Source organism: Sphingopyxis sp. Root1497 (genome assembly GCF_001427085.1).
Classification (GTDB): domain Bacteria; phylum Pseudomonadota; class Alphaproteobacteria; order Sphingomonadales; family Sphingomonadaceae; genus Sphingopyxis.
Genome location: NZ_LMGF01000005.1, coordinates 1,205,095 through 1,222,531, shown reverse-complemented (window position 1 = coordinate 1,222,531; position 17,437 = coordinate 1,205,095). Strand labels below are relative to the sequence as shown.

Sequence of the window (17,437 nt, the reverse complement as noted above, 5' to 3'; positions counted from 1 at the left end):
CCCGGTCAGCCGCCGATCGGGAAGAGAAAATCACGTTCGACCGGCTCGGGGAGCCGCCGGCGCGAATGATCGCCCATCGGCTTCGCGGGGCGCGCGACGAGCGCATGCGGCGGCCCGACCCTATCGAGCAGCATATCGGCCCACGCCGTCGCGAGCTCGCGGCGACGCGGCATATAGGCCGCACGGTTATACGCCCCCTCGACCTTCTCCTTCGGGATATGCGCAAGCATCAGATCGATGACCTGCCGGTCGTTCTTCTTGCCCTGCCGCTCGGCCCATTCGTTCATGATCGTCGAGAAGGCCGCCCGAAAGCCGTGCGGCACATGATGGCCATGATAGCCTGCCCGGTTGAGGAAATAGCCGAGCGCATTCTCGCTCATCGGCTTGTCGGAGAGCCGGTTGTTCGGGAAGAGCAGCGGACAGCCGCCGGTGAGCGGCCAGAGCGCGCGCATCACCGCGACCACCTGCGGGGTCAGGGGAACGAGATGATCGCCGTCGAGCTCCTCTTTCCGGTCGCGGTCGCCCTTCATACGCGCTGCAGGGATGCGCCAGAGCGGCGCACGGCCGTTCAGCCCCTCGAACTCGTCCCACCGCGCCCCGCGCAGCTCACCGGGCCGCACAACGGTCAGGGCGAGCATACGGAGCGCGAGACGCGTGATCGGCCGCGCATAATCTTCCTCGGCCTTCACGATCATCGTGCGCAGGCCGTCGATGTCGGTGATCGCCGGCTGGCGCCCCCGGCGCATCGGCTTGAGCGCTACCCCGAGCTTCTCGGCGGGATCGCTCTCCATGAAGCCCTTGGCGATGGCATAGACGCATACGGCAGAGATTCGCTGGCGCACACGCTTGGCGGTTTCGATCGCACCGCGATCCTCGATCGCTTTCAGAACATCGAAGACGAGTTTCGGGGTCAGCAGCGAGACGGGCTGCGAGCCGATGCGCGGAAAAACGTCGCGCACGAGGCTGCGCATGATGTCCTCGGCATGGACGACCGCCCATGTTGGCGCGCCCCGCGCATGCCACTCCCGGGCCATCAGCTCGAAGGTGATCCGCGCCGCCTCGATATTGGCATCGACCTGCACCTTGCGGAGCGCCGAGGGATCATGCCCGTCGTCGAGGTCCATGCGCGCCGCGTCGCGCTTCGCGCGCGCCTCTCGCAGGGTGACCCGCGGATAATCTCCAAAGGCCATCGTCTTTTGCTTGCCATCGAACTGGTAGCTATATTTCCAGAGCTTCGACCCGTTCGGCGTCACCAGCAAGAAGAGCCGATGGCTGTCCGTAAGTTTCCAGGGTTTGCTTCGCGCCTTGGCTGCGCGGATTTTTGCTTCGTTCAACATTACCCATCTCCGAGACCACGTTTTGGGGACGTCGAGACCACGGGTCTGAACCACATTCGAAGCGAACGGGCGCGGACCGCTGCGGACGAGCGAATCCGAAAAGTTCAGGTTTTCTGGGAAAAACTCAATCTCGGTGGACTGATACGAACCCCTGCGGAGGGGTAAGTGGCGGAGACGGAGGGATTCGAACCCTCGGTACCGGATTTACCAGTACGACGGTTTAGCAAACCGTTGGTTTCAGCCACTCACCCACGTCTCCGCATGGTCTGTCGCGCTAACGACAGGCTGGCTTAGGCGGGTCGCTATAGCCAGCCGTCCCGCCCCCCGCAACGGCAAACATTACCATTTTTTTCACCCGGGCATCGGACCGGCGCCGAAATCGATTCGGCCTGGCGCAAAATCGACTCAGGTCATCGCCGGTTCATTGCCCGCCGGCCAATTGGAGTCATGGTAAATATTGCCCTGCGGCGCGATCGCGCGTCGCCGGCCCGGAATTTGGGGGAATATCATGCGTCAGTCGCTTTCCAGTCTCGCCTTGATGGCCATCGCTTCGATCGGCCTCTCCGTGTCGCCGCTGCCCGCGGCGGCGCAGATGACGCAGATCGATCCCAACAGCGCGATCGATGCCGATCTCGACAACCCGGCCCCGCCGCCGCCAGCCACCAGCACGACGAGCGGCGATACGTCCTATGACAGTGATCTCGCGACCGGCGATCAGGTGACCTCACCCGACACGGCGGCGACCCCGACCACCGGTCCCGAAGCTGCGGCGACGAACGCACCCCCGGGCTCGACCTACAAGAAGGACGATCTGATCGGCGCCGCCGAGGGCGTGTTCGGCAAGGGCGCCCAGGGCCTTGCCGGGCTGATCGAGGATATTCTGAAGAAGCAGGGCGAGCCCAATGCCTATATCGTCGGCCGCGAAGCCGGCGGTGCGCTGGTGCTCGGCGTGCGTTACGGCTCGGGCACCCTGTTTCACAAGATCGAGGGCGAGATGCCCGCTTACTGGACCGGCCCGTCGATCGGCTTCGACGCGGGCGCCAACGCCGGCAACACCTTCGTCCTCGTCTACAATCTGTTCGACACCCAGGATCTCTACAAACGCTATCCGGCGGGCGAAGGCGCCGCCTATCTGATCGGCGGTTTCAACGCGTCGTACCTGCGCCGCGGCGACGTCGTGCTGATCCCGATCCGCGTCGGTGTCGGCGCGCGGCTTGGCGCCAATGTCGGCTATATGAAGTTCCGCAAGAAGCAGAACTGGGTCCCCTTCTAAAAGCGCCCTTCCCCCTTGGACGCTTCGAACGCCCGTGCCGCAAGGTGCGGGCGTTTTGCGTGAGGGAAGACCGAATGACCGGTTCGACCGATTGCGGACAACAACGGCTATCGGCATAGCTCTACTTAGTGAGGTGAGTATGCGAATAGAACCGATCGAGATTTACTCCGATGCGACCAATGCTGCCGTCATGCGGCATCCAGGCCGCAAATTCCCTGGGATGCTGATCCAAGGGGACACCCTTCACAGTTGGAGCAGCATGGCAGCGGCTGCTCTTGCGGGCGCCGAGCCAGATTCCGACCATTGGTACGACCTGAAAGAACTAGCCGATGTGCTACAGGAGCGTGTCAATTTCTATGCTCAGACCATGCAAGAGCATGGCCTAAAACTGCCCTTTTATGATGGGAGCGAATGACCGCTTCGCACCCCAAAGCCACCGCGCTAATCGCCGTCGAAGGCGATCAACGTCTCGCACGCCAGTCCGGCCGCCGTCAGCCGCTGTGACCCGCCGAGATCGGGCAGGTCGATAACGAACAGCGCCGCCGCCACCTCCGCCCCGGCATTGCGCATCAGTTCGGCAGTGGCGAGGATCGTGCCGCCGGTAGCGAGCAGATCATCGACCAGCACCACGCGGTGACCGGGCAGCACCGCGCCTTCGTGCAGTTCGAGCCGGTCGACGCCATATTCGAGTTCATAATCGACCCCGATGGTGACGCCGGGCAGCTTGCCCGCCTTGCGCACCGGGACGAGGCCCAGCCCCATCGCGGTCGCCATCGCGGCCCCGAACAGGAAGCCGCGCGCCTCGACCGCAACGATCAGGTCAGGCGCATGGCTTGCCGCGCGAACGGAAAGACGCCGCACGGCTTCGGAAAAGCCGGCGGCGTCCCCGATCAGTGTCGTGATGTCGCGAAACTGGATGCCCGGCTTGGGAAAGTCGGGAATGGTGCGGACCAGCGACGCGAGGTCGAGGTCCGGCTGCGGCGGGAGGGCGATCATGGGACGCGCCCTCCCTAGTCCGCTCAATGCTTCTTGTCGGCCCAGATGTTCCGGTACGACAGATAGGCGAGCACGCTGAACATCGCCAGGAAGATCACGACGGCCCAACCGACCTGCACGCGCTTCACCAGCTTCGGCTCGGCGGTCCAGACGAGGAACGCGGTGACGTCCTTGGCCATCTGGTCGACCGTCGCCTTGGTGCCGTCGGCATAGGTGACCTGGTTCGGAGCCAGCGGCGGCGCCATCGCGAGATTGAGGTTCGCAAAATAGGGGTTGTAGTGCAGCCCGGTGCCCGGCTTGAGTTCGGCGGGCAGGTTAGCCGGCGGGTTCTTGAACCCGGTCAGCAGCGAATAGACATAGTCCTTGCCGCCTTCGCGCGCCTTGGTGATCAGCGACAGGTCGGGCGGCAACGCATTGTTGTTCGCCGCACGCGCCGCGGTTTCATTGGCATAGGGCGACGGGAAATAATCCGACGACAGCCCATCGCGGGTTGCCGGTTCGCCGGTGTCGGGGTTGATCGACGGAACCTGGAAACCCTTGGCGAAGGTCTTCACCTGGCCTTCGCTGTAACCCAGCGCCTCGATGTCGCGGAAGGCGACGAGGTGTAGGCTGTGGCAGGCCGAGCAGACCTCCTTGTACACCTGCATGCCGCGCTGCAGCTGCTGCTTGTCCCAATGGGGCAGCAGGCCGTCGCTGGCGAGCTTCAGATGCTTGGGATGTTCGTGAAACTTGTGGGCGACATTCTCTTCATTGCTGAGCGGCGTCGTGAGAATCGCGAGCACCAGCGCGGCAATGAAACCGAGGCCGACGAGGAATCCGAGCGGACGAACCATGGCTGTATCAGCTCCTATTAAAGTCCGGCGCTCAGGCCGTGGCCGCCGACGGCGTGTCGGCATGCTTGGCGAGAACCGCCTCGGTGATCGAATTCGGCATCGGCAACGGACGTTCGATGCGCGACACGATCGGCAGGATCACCAGGAAGTGGGCGAAATAATAGATCGCACCGATCTGGCTCATGATCACATAGGGCTGTTCGGCCGGCTGCATGCCGCAGAAACCCAGGATGAACACGTCGATCACCAGGACCCAGAAGAACCAGCGATAGATCGGGCGATAGGTCGACGACTTGACCGGCGAGCTGTCAAGCCAGGGCAGGAAGAACAGCACCGCGATCGAAGCGAACATCGCGATCACGCCCCACAGCTTCGCGTCGATCCACAGGAAGTTGAAGGTGAAGGCCTTCAGGATCGCGTAGAAGGGCAGGAAATACCATTCGGGAACGATGTGCGCCGGGGTCGAAAGCGAGTTCGCCGGGATATAGTTGTCGGCATGGCCCAGCATGTTCGGGCTGAAGAAGGTCAGCGCGGCGAAGATGAGCAGGAAGATACCGAGTCCGAAACCGTCCTTCGCGGTGTAATAGGGGTGGAACGGGACGGTGTCCTGTTCGTCCTTCACTTCGATGCCGGTCGGGTTCGACGAACCCGGGATGTGCAGCGCCCAGATGTGCAGGATGATGACACCCGCGATCACGAACGGCAGCAGATAGTGCAGCGAGAAGAAACGGTTGAGCGTGGCATTGTCGGGGACGAAGCCGCCGAGCAGCCATTCGCGGACCGGTTCGCCGACGAGCGGTATCGCCGAGAAGAAGCCGGTGATCACCTGCGCACCCCAGAAGCTCATCTGGCCCCACGGCAGCACATAGCCCATGAAGGCGGTCGCCATCATCAGCAGGAAGATCACGACGCCCAGCAACCACACCATTTCGCGCGGCGCCTTGTACGATCCGTAGAAAAGGCCGCGGAAGATGTGGAGATAGACGACGATGAAGAACATGCTCGCGCCGTTCATATGCGCATAGCGGATGAACCAGCCGGCGTTCACGTCGCGCATGATATGCTCGACCGAATTGAAGGCGACGCCCGCATTGGCGGCATAATGCATCGCCAGCACGATGCCGGTGATGATCTGAATCGCCAGCGCGGCGCCGGCGAGGACGCCGAAATTCCAGAAATAGTTGAGGTTGCGCGGCACCGGATAGCCGGCACCGATCGCGTTGTAGACGAGGCGCGGCATTGGCAGCTTCTCGTCCAGCCACTGCATCAACGGATGCTGCGGCTGATATTGCTTGGCCCAGGGAAAGCTCATCTTATCTCGCTCCTCAGCCGATCGTCACGACGGTGTCGCTGTCAAAATTATAAGGCGGCACAACCAGATTCTTGGGTGCCGGACCTTTACGAATGCGCGCCGCGGTGTCGTAGTGCGACCCGTGGCACGGGCAGAAATAGCCGCCGAAATCACCACGATTCTCGCCCTCAGCAGCGCCGAGCGGCACGCAGCCCAAATGGGTGCAGACGCCGAGCGTGATCAGCCAGTTTTCCTTGCCGGGCTTGGTCCGCTGGTCGATCGTTTCGGGGTCGCGCAGGTCACCCAGCGGCACCGCTTTCGCCTCGGCGATTTCCTTGGCGACCAGGTTGCGAACGAACACCGGCTGCTTGCGCCAGCTCGTCTTGATCGCCTGCCCCGGCTGGATTGCCGAAATATCGATCTGGGTCGTCGACAGCGCGAGCACGTCGGCCGACGGGTTCATCTGGTTGACCAGCGGCAGCACGACCGCGGCCGCACCGACTCCCGCAAAGCTGACCGCTGCAATGTTGATGAAATCACGGCGGCGCACCCCGTCTTCGATTCCGGCGGTGTGTTCGGTTTCACTGGCCATTCGATTGCCCTTGTATGGCTGAACTGACAATTTCCCCGGGCTGAGGGCCACCCTGATTGCGCGCGCACGAAATGGCGCGCCCCGGCGGCCCCTCCGGGAATTGCGGGCCTGATAGCCGCACAGTCGGGGCTTGCCAACAGGCAATTTCCGCTTCTTTGACCGGATCATGTCGCGGCGCCGAAACGCTCGATTTGCGACGCCGCGCGCCCTAAGGAAAGCGCATGGAAATCGCCCTGTTTCAGCCCGACATCGCGGGCAATGTCGGTACCACGCTGCGCACCGCCGCCTGTTTCGGCGTGCCCGCGCATATTATCGAGCCGTGCGGCTTTCCCTTCTCCGACGGCGCGCTGAAGCGTGCAGGCATGGATTATGCGGTGCGCGCCAATGTGCGGCGCCACCCAGACTGGGACGCGTTCCGGATATGGTCGCAAATCGGCGGCCAGCGGCTCGTGCTCCTGACGACGACGGGGGCGACGCCCCTGCCCCGGTTCGATTTCACCGCAAGCGACATCCTGCTGTTCGGATCGGAAAGCGCGGGCGTCCCGCATCATGTCCATGCGGCGGTGACCGCGCGGGTCGCGATTCCGATGAGCCAGGGCTTTCGCTCCTTGAATGTCGCGGTCGCGGCTGGCATCGCGCTCGCCGAAGCGCTTCGGCAGACGAAAGGTTTTCCCGCATGATTTCGCTCGATCCCCAGCAACAGGCCGCGCGCGACTGGTTCGAATCGCTGCGCGACCGGATCTGCGCCGAATTCGAGGCGATCGAGACCGAAGCCGGCAGCGACGCGCGCTTCGCCTATACGCCGTGGGACCGCGAGGCCGAAGGACTCGACTCCGGTGCAGGCGGCGGCGGAGTGCGCGGGGTGATGACCGGCCAGGTATTCGAAAAGGTCGGGGTCAATGTCTCGACCGTCGGCGGCCAGTTCGCCCCCGATTTCGCCGCGTCGATCCACGGCGCGGCCGAGGACCCCAGTTTTTTCGCGACCGGGATCAGCCTCGTCGCGCATATGGCGAACCCGCATGTTCCCGCTGTGCATATGAACACGCGCTTCCTCGTCACGACGCGGCGCTGGTTCGGCGGCGGCGCCGACCTCAATCCGCCGATTCCCTATGCCGAGGACACCGACGCCTTTCATGCCCGGCTGCGCGCCGCCTGCGCGCCTTTCGGTCCCGAGGTCTATGAACGCTATGCCAAATGGGCCGAGGATTATTTCTATATTCCGCACCGCGGCGTCCATCGCGGCGTCGGCGGCATATTCTATGACCATCTCGAAACCGGCGACGATGCCGAGTTCGACCGCAATTTCCAGCTGACCCGCGCGGTCGGCGAGGCCTTCCTGGATATCTTTCCGCAGATCGTGCGGCGACGCATGGGCCTGCCCTTCACCGACGCCGACCGCGAGGCGCAGCTCATCTGGCGCGGCCGCTATGCCGAATTCAATCTCGTCTACGATCGCGGCACCCTGTTCGGGCTCAAGACCGGGGGCAATATCGACGCGATCCTGATGAGCCTGCCGCCACTCGCCAAGTGGAGCTGATGCGAAAAGGGCGCCCCGTTTCCGGAGCGCCCCTTCTTTTGCTTTGATCGGCTCACCTCAGGCGAAAACGTCCGGCGAACCCTGCACCCCGATGCAGCGATAGATGCCCGCCGGCATCGACACCGACACCAGAACCACCGGCACATAGATGACCAGCGCCATGATGAGCGCGCCGATCATCGCGCCCATGCCCGCGTCGGGCGTCATCATCGCGCTCGCAACCCCGCCGAAGACCATCGAGACGATGAAAAAGAAGACGAGAAAGAGGAGGATCATCAGGAAATTGAAGCCGACGATCGTCCATTGCGATGCGCTCGTCAGCCTCCACGATTCGGCGAAGGCCGAAAAGGGATTCGACGAACGGTTCACCGCCATCACCGGGCCGGCGACCGTCAGACGGCCAAAGAACCACAGGAAGAAGACGATCAACGCGACATAGAAGATCACGCCGAACAGGATGAGTCCGGCCGATGCACCGCCGGTCGCGAAACTCTCCAGCGACATCCCGCTGGCACCGAAAATGCCGAGCGCCAGCAGGCCGACGATGAACAACACGATGTAGAAAACGATCATCAACGCGATCTGCACGACGAAGTTGGCGAGCATCAGCGCGGCGCCCGCGCCCAAGCCCCAGCCGATATCGCTGGCAGGCTCGCCGCCGACCAGTCCGGTCCGCCAGATCAAAAGGCTCGCCGCATAGACGATCGTCCCGGCGATGAAACCGAACAGAATGATCGACCCGAAGGCTCCGAATGCGGCCGACGGATCCCCCTGCGCCATCATCATGGTCATCATCGCATTGCGCAACAGCAACCAGCCGAGCAGGCAGGCGATCACCACCGCGCCACCAAGCCACAACAGCATCTGCATCCAATTGGTCTTCAGAAACCCGAAGGTCTCCGAAAAAGCGGCACCGATACTCATCTTGACCATGATTTTCCCCCTTTGTTGAACTTGCCCTTGTTCCTTTTTGTGCGCCCAATGTCCCTCATTAGCGGGCCGTCGTCCGGTTTGCGATCACTTCATGACGTCACGGACAAAGGCCTCTTGCGTTTCCCTCAGGATAATATGGCGTTGCCGCCGGTGAGCGCCAACTGACGGTAGGTCGCGGCGCTGATCGCGGCCGAGACGATGCCGCCGACCGCCGCGACGCCGCCTTCGACGAATCCGGTCAGCATCCGTCCGATACCGTCACCGGTCCCCACGACCGCGCCAATCACCCCGCCGAGGAGCAGTGCGACGATGATGATCACGAGTGTGACGAGAAACAGAAAGAGCGCAATCCGCCAACCATTGCCCTTGGTCAAACGCCAGCTTTCCTGGATCGCGACGACCGGATTATACTGGGTGCGATCGGCAACGACCGGCGAGGTCACCGCGAGCCGCCCCCACAAATAAGCGCAGATGCCGAGGATCAACAGCGCGCCGACGAACAACAGCAGCGCGCCGACGGCGCCGCCCCCCGCCGTGATTCCCGGCATGATCGCCAGAACCGCAATCAGGCCCAGCCCGACGCCGAGGATCAGTTGGATCGCGATCATCGTCGGGATCATCTTGAGCGCGAAGACGAGCGCGTCGCCGACGCTGGTGCTGGTCCGCGACAACCAGAGGCGCAGGATACCGACCCCGCCGATCGCCGAAATCACGCTGACGAGCAACTGATACGGCACGGCCTGCCGCGCGCTTTCGCGAAACGTCATCATCATCTGGTCGAATGTCGCGCCAGCGGCGGGCTCGATCGGGACCGGCCCGAACCAGGCGACCGCGAGCGTCGGCAGAAAGAGGAAGACGGCGGCGATGGTGCCCGTCAATACGCTGTGCGACCGCAGCAGGACCAAGCTGTCTTCCCACGCCGCGCCCATGTCGAATTTTGGCATCTAAATCCCGTCTCTGGTTGACCCGTTGACGCGGGAGACTGGCGGTCTTGCTCCCCGATGTCCAGCCATGTTAACGATTTAGCGCGCGCCCCTTGCACTCGCTCGCGCGTGGGAGCAGGAGGCGGCACGATGAGGCATCTGCCACCGCCCCTATGGACCGTTTCGCCGGGTCTGAGCGATTATCCCGCCGCGCTCGCCGACATGGAGGCGCGCGCGGCGGCGATTTTCGCGGGCGAAGCAAGCGAACGCATCTGGCTGCTCGAACATCCGCCGCTCTACACCGCCGGGACCAGTTCGGATCCTGCCGAGCTGCTCGACCCGCGTTTCCCGGTCTATGACGCCGGGCGCGGCGGGCGCTACACCTATCACGGCCCCGGCCAGCGCGTCGGTTATGTCCAGCTTGACCTTTCCAAACGGGGCCGCGACGTGCGCGCCTATGTGTCGGCGCTCGAAGGCTGGGTGATCGATGCGCTTGCCGAATTCGGCGTCGCGGCACGCCGCGCCGAAGGCCGCATCGGCATCTGGACCGACGACGAAAATGGCCGCGAGGCCAAGATCGGTGCGATCGGGGTGCGCGTGAAGCGCTGGGTGACGATGCACGGCGTCTCGCTCAACGTCGCGCCCGACCTCTCGCATTTCGGCGGCATCGTGCCGTGCGGGATCGCCGAATTTCCGGTGACCAGCCTCGCCGCGCTCGGCAAGGCGGCGGATTTCCCTCAAGTCGATGCCGCGCTCGAACGCGCGCTTCCCGCCTTTCTCGACAAAATTTCGGCCAGCGACTAGGACAAGATCATGACCCGCATTATCCTCCCCTCGCTCCTGATCCTCGCCCTCGCCGCCTGCGGCAGCGAACCGTCGGGCAAGACGACGACCAAGCTCGAAGCGGTCGAGGTCGAGCCGGGCACGATCAGCGATTCGATGATCATCCTCGACAATGCGAGCGGCGACGGCACCGCGGTCGACAACAGCGTTCCCGACGATGGGACGGCGAAGCCCGCACAGAAGGACGAGCAAGCGGCCGACCAGGCCGACGCCGAAGAGACGAGTGGCGAGGGCGAAGCGATCACTGTCCCCGTCGGCAAGAAGGCCGACACCCCGGCGCCTGCCAAAAAGGCCGGCGAATAACGCTGGGTTAGCGCAGCCCCAAACTCTTGTGCGCCTGGAGCGACAGACGCCAGCGCGGGTCTTCCATCACCAACTCGATGCACGCCTGGACATTGGCAGCGGCATTCGGATCGTCGAGCGGCTGCACCAGCAGATGCCCGAAATCAAGCGTCGCGAACCGTGCAACATCGCTGCCCGGCTGCGGCCATACTAATTTCAGTTCGTCGCCACTCGTCTGCACCAGTTCGCTGCCCGCCTTCGGGCTGATGCAGATCCAGTCGATGCTGCGCGGCACGGCAAAAGTCCCGTTGCTCTCGATCGAGATGATGAACCCTTGCGCGTGCAGCGCGTCGATCAGCGCATCGTTGACCTGCAGCATCGGCTCGCCGCCGGTCAGCACGACATAGCGGTCGGCCTCACCCTCGCCCCAGCTCGCGGCGATCGTCGCGGCGAGCGCCGTCGCGTCCTTGTACTTGCCCCCCAATGTGCCGTCAGTGCCGACGAAGTCAGTGTCGCAGAATTGGCATATCGCCTTGGACCGGTCCTTCTCGCGACCCGTCCACAGATTGCAGCCGGCGAAGCGGCAGAAGACCGCGCGGCGGCCCGCCTGTGCGCCCTCGCCCTGCAGCGTCAGGAAAATCTCTTTGACCGCGTAGCTCATGGTCAGGCGTAGCGCGTCGGGTCGGCGAGCCCGGCATCGGCAAAACCCTTGCTGCGCAACCGGCAGCTGTCGCACGCGCCGCAGTGCAGCCCCTCTGGCGTCGGGTCGTAGCACGACCAGCTCATGCCCGCCTCCATACCGAGCCGCGCCGCCTCGGCGGCGATATCGGCCTTGGTCATATGCTGGAGCGGTGCGTGGATGCGGAAATCGACACCCTTGTCGCCGTCGCGCGTCGCGAGCCGCGCCAGTTTTTCGAAACCCGAAATGAATTCGGGGCGACAGTCGGGATAGCCCGAATAGTCGAGCGCATTGACCCCGATGACGATGTCCTGTGCGCGCCGCGCCTCGGCAAGGCCGAGTGTCAGCGACAGGAAAATCAGGTTCCGTGCAGGCACATAGGTCACCGGTACCTCGTCCCCGACGCCGTCCTTGGGCACCGCGATATCGTCGGTGAGCGCCGAACCGCCAAAACGGCGCAGGTCGAGCGGCAGCACGATATGCTCGGCCGCCCCGACATAGCCCGCGATGCGCGCGGCCGATTCCAGTTCGACGCGGTGACGCTGATTATAATCGATCGTCAGCGCGACGATGCGTGCGCCGGCCTCTTTCGCGAGGCCCGCGCAAACCATCGAGTCGAGCCCGCCCGACAGGAGGACGATCAGCGTTTTTCCGGCTACGTCTTGCATCGGCGCCAGATAGGCCCGCGTCGCCGGGCGTGCAAGTGCTGCGCCGCACCAAAGAAACGGGCCGCATGACAGGTCACACGGCCCAGTTCGGCATGAAAGCCGTTAGGGAGAAGGACACACATCGGTGCGTCGTGACACCCGGCTTAGCGGCTTTTGGTTAACGGATTGTTACGGCAGGGTGCGGCTCAGTTCGTGCAGGCGCCGCTGCGCCGTGCCTCATAAGCCTGCGAGAAAGGCTTCCCGTCGGCGATTCCTTGCGTGTCGATCTGGACCAGGCGGTTCGTCTCGGACCGGATCGTGGTGCGGCCGTGGCCCGCGCCCGGACAGGTGTAGTGCACCGTTACCGACTTAGGCGTGTCCTCGATGACATAGCGCGAGCAGTTCGCGCGCGGGTGGTAAATCTGGATCATCCGCCGCGCGTCGCCGAAACACATCGTCTGGGCGACGGCGTTGTTGCCGCGCTCGCGCAGCTGCCAGCTGCCCTTTTCGAGGCCATCGAGCATCGCCAGCGACGGCGCCTGCGCGGGCACCGCCGTCGCGCCGGCCAGCATCGTGGCCGCAAGGACCCATTTCATCGGGGGAGAGAAGATCGCCATGTACACCTATCCAACGATTGCCCCCGTCGCGGGCAAACATGCGACCCTGTGAAGGCAAAATAGCGTTTCGGCGCCGCGATTTCAACCGCTTGGCGCTGAAAAACGTCCGTTCGTCGTCAGCCGGCTCAGTTGGGGGTGGCGATTTCGCCGAGCGGGATCGGGAAAATCCGCGAACAAAAGGCGCAATCGACGACGATATTGCCAGCCTCGTCGGCCATGTCGACGCGCTCGGTCTCGGGAAACTGCCGCAGCACCCCGGCGAAATAATCGAGGCTGCACCGGCAGCCGCGCGACACGGTGATGCCCGATTCGACGCGCACCTCATCCTCGTGGAACAGCCGCCATGCCAGCGTCTCGAGCGAATGCGCGGGGTCGGTCAGTTCCTCGGGTTTCAGCGTCATCGCGATCGTGCGCGCATGCTCCCATTCGGGATGATCGTGGCGCGTGTGCAACCGGTCGCGACCGACCTCGCCCTCGGGCAGGTGCTGGAGCAGCAACCCGCCCGCGACGCAGCCGGCTTCATGGTCATGGCGCGCGGCGAGCCTGATCAGGCTCGGGATCTGCTCGGACTGTTCGAAATAATGTTCGGCCGCATCGCCGATCGACACGCCTTCGAGCGGCACGATCCCCTGATAACGCTCGTCGGTCGCCGGCTGGTCGAAGGTGATCGCGAGAAAGCCCTCGCCGAACAGCGCGAACAGCGTCGGGTCCGGTCCGACCTCGGCCAGCCGTTCGGCGTCGAATTTGAGGTAACCGCGCAGCTCGCCGCCGCGATAGTCGCAGACGAGCAGTTCGATCGGCCCGCCGCCGGTCTGCGCCTGCAGCGTCAATTGCCCGCCATCGGTCTTGAGCGTCGAACCGAGCAGCACGGTCAGCACCAGTGCCTCGGCGAGCAATTTCTCCGCCACCGGCGGATAGCTGTGGGCGCTCAATATCGTGTTGAGCACCGGCCCGAGCCGGACGAAGCGCCCGCGCACATGGCGCTCGGCAATGGTAAAGACCAAAGGCTGGTCGAACCAGGTTTCGACGGTGTCGCTCATAACTTCCCTAGCGCCCACAACAGGACGGATTTCTGGGCATGGACGCGGTTCTCGGCCTCGTCCCACACACGCGACTGCTTTCCGTCGATCACCGCGTCGGTGACTTCCTCGCCGCGATGTGCGGGCAGGCAGTGAAGGAACAGCGCGTCACCCTTCGCCGCGCCCATCAGCCGTTCGTCGACCTGATAGGGCGCCATCGCCGCGAGCTTGTTATGCGCATGATCCTGCCCCATCGACACCCAGGTGTCGGTGACAACCAAGTCGGCGCCCGTCACTGCCTCGCGCGCGTCGCGGACGATGTCGACGCGCGCGCCCTTGGCACGCGCGGCCTCGATGAAGCCCGCATCAGGTTCATAGCCCTGCGGCACGCCCGCACGGACGTTGAAGCCGAACAGCCCCGCCGCCTCGATCAGCGACGCCAGCACATTATTGCCGTCGCCGAGCCAAGCGAGTTCCAGCCCGGGCAGTGCCTTGCCGCTCTCGACGATCGTCAGCAGGTCGGCGACGATCTGGCACGGGTGCGACAGGTCGGTCAGCCCGTTGATAACCGGGACGCTGGCGAAATGCGCCAGTTCCTCGATCTTGTCGTGCTGATCGGTGCGGATCATGATCGCATCGGCATAGCGCGACAGCACGCGCGCGGTGTCGGCGATCGTCTCGCCGCGGCCGAGCTGGCTCGTGCCCGCGTCGAGGATCATCGGCACCCCGCCCAATTGGCGGATCGCGATGTCGAACGAGCAGCGCGTGCGCGTCGAATTCTTCTCGAACACCATCGCCAGCACATGGTCGGCGAGCGGCTTGTCGGCGTCGGGTTTCGCCTTCGGCCAGCCGGCGCGCGCCGCCTTGCGGTCGATCGCGTCCGACAGCATCGCCGCGATCGCATCCCCGCCCGCATCGGACAGGTTTAGAAAATTCGGCATCAGCTTTCGGGCGGCGTATAGCTCGCCGCGCCCGCCGACAATTTCTCGATGCACTCGTTGATGTGCGACTCTTCAATGTTGAGCGGGGGCAGGATGCGGATGACATTGTCGCCCGCGGCCACCGTCAGCAGTCCGTGATTGTCGCGCAGATGCGCGACGAAGGCGCGGCTGTCGCTCTTCATCTTGACGCCGAGCATCAGCCCCATGCCGCGCACGCTCTCGAAGAGGTTGTCGTGGTTGGGGATCAACTGCTCGAGCGCGCCGCGGAGGCGCTCACCGGTTGCCTTGACGCCTTCGAGGAAGCCCTCCTCGAGCACGACGTCGAGCACCGCCTGCCCCGCCGCCATCGCGAGCGGGTTGCCGCCATAGGTCGAGCCGTGCGTGCCGATCACCATGCCGCGCGCCGCCTTTTCGGTCGCGAGGCACGCGCCCATCGGGAAACCGCCGCCGATGCCCTTGGCGCTGGCGAGGATGTCGGGGGTCACACCGAACTGTTCATAAGCATAGAGCGAGCCGGTGCGCGCGACGCCGCACTGGACCTCGTCGAACACCAGCATCAGGTCGCGCTGGTCGCAGATATCGCGTAGCGCCTGCAGGAACGGCTGCGACGCCGGACGGATACCGCCCTCGCCCTGTACCGGTTCGAGCAAGAAGCCCGCGGTATTGTCGTCCACGAGATCCAGCGCCGCATTGACATCGTCGAACGGTGCATAGGCGAAACCGGGCAGCAGCGGGTCGAAACCCTTGCGCAGCTTCTCCTGGTTGGTCGCCGAGATCGTACCGAGCGTGCGGCCGTGGAAGGCGTTGTTGAAGGTGATCAGCGTGTGCTTGTGCGCGTTGCCCGCGCTCGAATGATAGGCGCGCGCGGTCTTGATCGAACATTCGACCGCCTCGGCGCCCGAGTTGGTGAAGAAGACGGTGTCGGCAAAGGTGTTTTCAACCAGCCGCGCCGCATAGGCTTCGCCCTGCGGGCTGCCGTACAGGTTCGAGACATGCATCAGCGTCGCAGCCTGATCCTGGATCGCCTTGGTCAGGTGCGGGTGGCCATGGCCGAGCAAATTGACCGCGATGCCGCTCGCGAAGTCCAGATAACGCTCGCCGCGCTCGCCGATCAGATAGGCACCCTCGCCTCGCACCGGACGCACACCGCACCGGGGGTAAACGGGCATCAGCGGCGTGATCGACATGTCAGGCACCTTTCCAAAAGACAAAAGATACGACCAAAGCAAAAAGGCGACCCCAGATGGGCCGCCCTTGGGTCGGGCGGCCCCTATACTGCCCCCTGCTTGGCCGCGTCAACACAGGGCGCGCGCGGCAACCAAGGCCGCAGCGCGGCGTATGAGCGGGGATGCGATACCGGTTCGCCCTTTCCTTCGCCGCGCTGCTGCTCGCTGCCTGCGACAGCCTGCCGCGCGATGCGGCCGGCACGACCGAGCGGATCGAACGCACGCACGCGATGCGCGTCACCGTCCTCCCCGGAACCCCCGACGCGCAGCCCGCTCTCGCGCTCGTCGGCGCCTATGCCCGCGACCATGGCGCGCACCTCCGCCTCATGCCCATCCACGGCGAGCATGCGCATAAGGCGCTCGAAGACGGCGAGGTCGATGCGCTCATCGGTCATTTCGCTAAGGCCTCGCCTTGGCAGGCCGATATCGCGCTGTCGAAGCCCGTCGCGCGCGGCGAACCCGACGACAAGGAACATCCCGTGCTGCGCATCGCGCGGCGCAACGGCGAAAATGCCCTGATCCTCGCCACCGACCGGCTGGTCGCCGAGGGTCCGCGATGATCCTGCACAGCGGCATCCCCGACGCCATCGCCGCCGACGTGCGGCATGGCGAACGGCTCGAATGGTGGACCTTGCTATGGATCGGCAGCGTCGTCGTGGTGATGGCGCTGGTGATGGGCGCAAGCCAGGCGATGAAATCGGCGGTGATCGAGGATGTGCTGAGCCTCATCCCTGCGATCGTGTTCCTGCTGTCGGTGCATTGGGAGCGCAAGCGCGCCAACAATCGCTTCCCTTTCGGCTATCGCCGCGCCAACAGCCTCGCTTTCCTCGTTGCGGCGACGGCACTGCTGGCGGTGGGCAGCTTCCTCGTTTTTGAAAGCGTCACGACGCTGGTGCGTCAGGAGCATCCGACCGTCGGGGGCGCCACCCTCTTCGGCCACACCATCTGGCTGGGCTGGCTGATGATCGCGGCCCTCGTCTATTCAGTGATCCCGCCGCTCATCTTCGGTCGGATCAAACAGCCGGTGGCAAAGCGGATCAACGACAAGGTGCTCCACACCGACGCGCTGATGCAGAAGGCCGACTGGCAGACCGGGCTCGCCGCGATCGCCGGCATCACCGGCATCGGGTTCGGCTGGTGGTGGGCCGATGCCGGCGCGGCGCTGTTCATCGCGTTGTCGATCATCAAGGATGCCGTGGGCGCGCTGCGGCAAGCGGTCGCCGAACTGCTCGACGGCACCCCGCGCGCGCTCGATTCCAACGACCTTGCCGACGACGCCGAGCGATTGATCGCGGCGCTGAAGGCGCGCTTCGGTGACATCGATGTCAGGTTGCGCGAGACCGGCCGCTACATCGCGGCCGAAGTCGATTGCCGGCCCCCGGTGACTATCCCGACCGGCGTCGAGTTGATGGGCGAAAAGGCCTGGCGGCTGGCGAGCCTCAGCTTCCGGCCCGAATGATGATCCGTT

The 17,437-nt window shown here is 64.4% G+C and carries 21 protein-coding genes and 1 tRNA gene; 8 read left to right on the top strand and 14 right to left on the bottom strand.

The window, feature by feature from the left end; all coding sequences use genetic code 11:
- Positions 1-5: 5 nt before the first annotated feature.
- Positions 6-1,337, bottom strand: a complete 1,332-nt coding sequence (locus tag ASD67_RS20305; RefSeq protein WP_056350979.1) for a tyrosine-type recombinase/integrase — start codon at positions 1,335-1,337, stop codon at positions 6-8.
- A 166-nt stretch (positions 1,338-1,503) separates the two neighbouring features.
- Positions 1,504-1,596 (bottom strand) — tRNA-Ser (locus ASD67_RS20300).
- Positions 1,597-1,875: 279 nt separating this feature from the next.
- On the opposite strand from ASD67_RS20300, the gene ASD67_RS20295 reads away from it, so the two are divergent.
- Positions 1,876-2,610 carry a DUF1134 domain-containing protein gene (locus tag ASD67_RS20295; protein WP_443028058.1) on the top strand — a complete coding sequence of 245 codons (735 nt, stop codon included), beginning with the start codon at positions 1,876-1,878 and terminating at the stop codon, positions 2,608-2,610.
- 139 nt (positions 2,611-2,749) lie between these two features.
- Positions 2,750-3,025: a DUF6959 family protein gene (locus ASD67_RS20290; RefSeq protein WP_056350975.1), complete on the top strand. Its 276-nt coding sequence runs from the start codon at positions 2,750-2,752 to the stop codon at positions 3,023-3,025.
- 26 nt (positions 3,026-3,051) lie between these two features.
- On the opposite strand, the gene ASD67_RS20285 is transcribed toward ASD67_RS20290, so the two are convergent.
- The 4 genes from ASD67_RS20285 to petA are packed head-to-tail and all read right to left on the bottom strand — an operon-like array spanning position 3,052 to position 6,322.
- Entirely contained in the window at positions 3,052-3,606 is a 555-nt protein-coding gene (locus ASD67_RS20285) for an adenine phosphoribosyltransferase (RefSeq protein WP_056350973.1), read from the bottom strand.
- Positions 3,607-3,629: 23 nt separating this feature from the next.
- Positions 3,630-4,439 (bottom strand): cytochrome c1, encoded by an 810-nt coding sequence (locus ASD67_RS20280; RefSeq protein WP_056350971.1) that lies wholly within the window; start codon positions 4,437-4,439, stop codon positions 3,630-3,632.
- 31 nt (positions 4,440-4,470) lie between these two features.
- Positions 4,471-5,751: a cytochrome b gene (locus tag ASD67_RS20275; protein WP_056350969.1), complete on the bottom strand. Its 1,281-nt coding sequence runs from the start codon at positions 5,749-5,751 to the stop codon at positions 4,471-4,473.
- A 13-nt stretch (positions 5,752-5,764) separates the two neighbouring features.
- Positions 5,765-6,322, bottom strand: a complete 558-nt coding sequence (gene petA, locus ASD67_RS20270; protein WP_056350967.1) for a ubiquinol-cytochrome c reductase iron-sulfur subunit — start codon at positions 6,320-6,322, stop codon at positions 5,765-5,767.
- Between the two features lie 221 nt (positions 6,323-6,543).
- On the opposite strand from petA, the gene ASD67_RS20265 reads away from it, so the two are divergent.
- Positions 6,544-7,002, top strand: a complete 459-nt coding sequence (locus ASD67_RS20265) for a tRNA (cytidine(34)-2'-O)-methyltransferase (RefSeq protein ID WP_056350965.1) — start codon at positions 6,544-6,546, stop codon at positions 7,000-7,002.
- On the top strand, positions 6,999-7,859 hold the full coding sequence (hemF, locus tag ASD67_RS20260) for an oxygen-dependent coproporphyrinogen oxidase (RefSeq protein ID WP_056350962.1): 861 nt from the start codon (positions 6,999-7,001) through the stop codon (positions 7,857-7,859). Before ASD67_RS20265 ends, hemF begins: the two co-directional genes overlap by 4 nt.
- 57 nt (positions 7,860-7,916) lie before the next feature.
- On the opposite strand, the gene ASD67_RS20255 is transcribed toward hemF, so the two are convergent.
- Both ASD67_RS20255 and ASD67_RS20250 read right to left on the bottom strand, forming a co-directional pair.
- A complete protein-coding gene (locus ASD67_RS20255; protein WP_056350961.1) occupies positions 7,917-8,792 on the bottom strand; it encodes a hypothetical protein in 876 nt (291 codons plus the stop codon).
- A gap of 125 nt (positions 8,793-8,917) precedes the next feature.
- The gene (locus ASD67_RS20250; RefSeq protein WP_056350959.1) at positions 8,918-9,736 is read right to left on the bottom strand and encodes a glycerophosphoryl diester phosphodiesterase membrane domain-containing protein; all 819 of its coding nucleotides are present in this window, start codon (positions 9,734-9,736) and stop codon (positions 8,918-8,920) included.
- 129 nt (positions 9,737-9,865) lie between these two features.
- On the opposite strand from ASD67_RS20250, the gene lipB reads away from it, so the two are divergent.
- Positions 9,866-10,519, top strand: coding sequence for a lipoyl(octanoyl) transferase LipB (gene lipB / locus ASD67_RS20245; RefSeq protein WP_056350954.1), 654 nt, complete (start codon positions 9,866-9,868; stop codon positions 10,517-10,519).
- Positions 10,520-10,528: 9 nt separating this feature from the next.
- Positions 10,529-10,861, top strand: coding sequence for a hypothetical protein (locus ASD67_RS20240; RefSeq protein ID WP_056350952.1), 333 nt, complete (start codon positions 10,529-10,531; stop codon positions 10,859-10,861).
- Between the two features lie 7 nt (positions 10,862-10,868).
- Here the strand turns inward: ASD67_RS20240 and queE are convergent, their stop codons facing one another.
- The 6 genes from queE to ASD67_RS20210 all read right to left on the bottom strand — a co-directional run bounded on the left by queE (position 10,869) and on the right by ASD67_RS20210 (position 15,930).
- On the bottom strand, positions 10,869-11,501 hold the full coding sequence (queE, locus tag ASD67_RS20235; protein WP_056350951.1) for a 7-carboxy-7-deazaguanine synthase: 633 nt from the start codon (positions 11,499-11,501) through the stop codon (positions 10,869-10,871).
- Positions 11,502-11,503: 2 nt separating this feature from the next.
- Positions 11,504-12,187 carry a 7-cyano-7-deazaguanine synthase QueC gene (gene queC, locus ASD67_RS20230; protein ID WP_056350950.1) on the bottom strand — a complete coding sequence of 228 codons (684 nt, stop codon included), beginning with the start codon at positions 12,185-12,187 and terminating at the stop codon, positions 11,504-11,506.
- Between the two features lie 185 nt (positions 12,188-12,372).
- Positions 12,373-12,783, bottom strand: a complete 411-nt coding sequence (locus tag ASD67_RS20225) for a hypothetical protein (RefSeq protein WP_056350949.1) — start codon at positions 12,781-12,783, stop codon at positions 12,373-12,375.
- 125 nt (positions 12,784-12,908) lie between these two features.
- Positions 12,909-13,823 carry an Hsp33 family molecular chaperone HslO gene (hslO, locus tag ASD67_RS20220; protein ID WP_056350947.1) on the bottom strand — a complete coding sequence of 305 codons (915 nt, stop codon included), beginning with the start codon at positions 13,821-13,823 and terminating at the stop codon, positions 12,909-12,911.
- Entirely contained in the window at positions 13,820-14,746 is a 927-nt protein-coding gene (argF, locus tag ASD67_RS20215) for an ornithine carbamoyltransferase (RefSeq protein WP_156377848.1), read from the bottom strand. The genes hslO and argF overlap by 4 nt, the downstream gene beginning before the upstream one ends.
- Positions 14,743-15,930 (bottom strand): aspartate aminotransferase family protein, encoded by a 1,188-nt coding sequence (locus ASD67_RS20210; RefSeq protein ID WP_056350943.1) that lies wholly within the window; start codon positions 15,928-15,930, stop codon positions 14,743-14,745. Before ASD67_RS20210 ends, argF begins: the two co-directional genes overlap by 4 nt.
- A 161-nt stretch (positions 15,931-16,091) precedes the next feature.
- Between ASD67_RS20210 and ASD67_RS20205 the strand changes: the two genes are divergently transcribed.
- Positions 16,092-16,529, top strand: a complete 438-nt coding sequence (locus tag ASD67_RS20205; protein WP_056350941.1) for a hypothetical protein — start codon at positions 16,092-16,094, stop codon at positions 16,527-16,529.
- The gene (locus ASD67_RS20200) at positions 16,526-17,428 is read left to right on the top strand and encodes a cation diffusion facilitator family transporter (protein WP_056350939.1); all 903 of its coding nucleotides are present in this window, start codon (positions 16,526-16,528) and stop codon (positions 17,426-17,428) included. The genes ASD67_RS20205 and ASD67_RS20200 overlap by 4 nt, the downstream gene beginning before the upstream one ends.
- Positions 17,429-17,437: the final 9 nt, after the last annotated feature.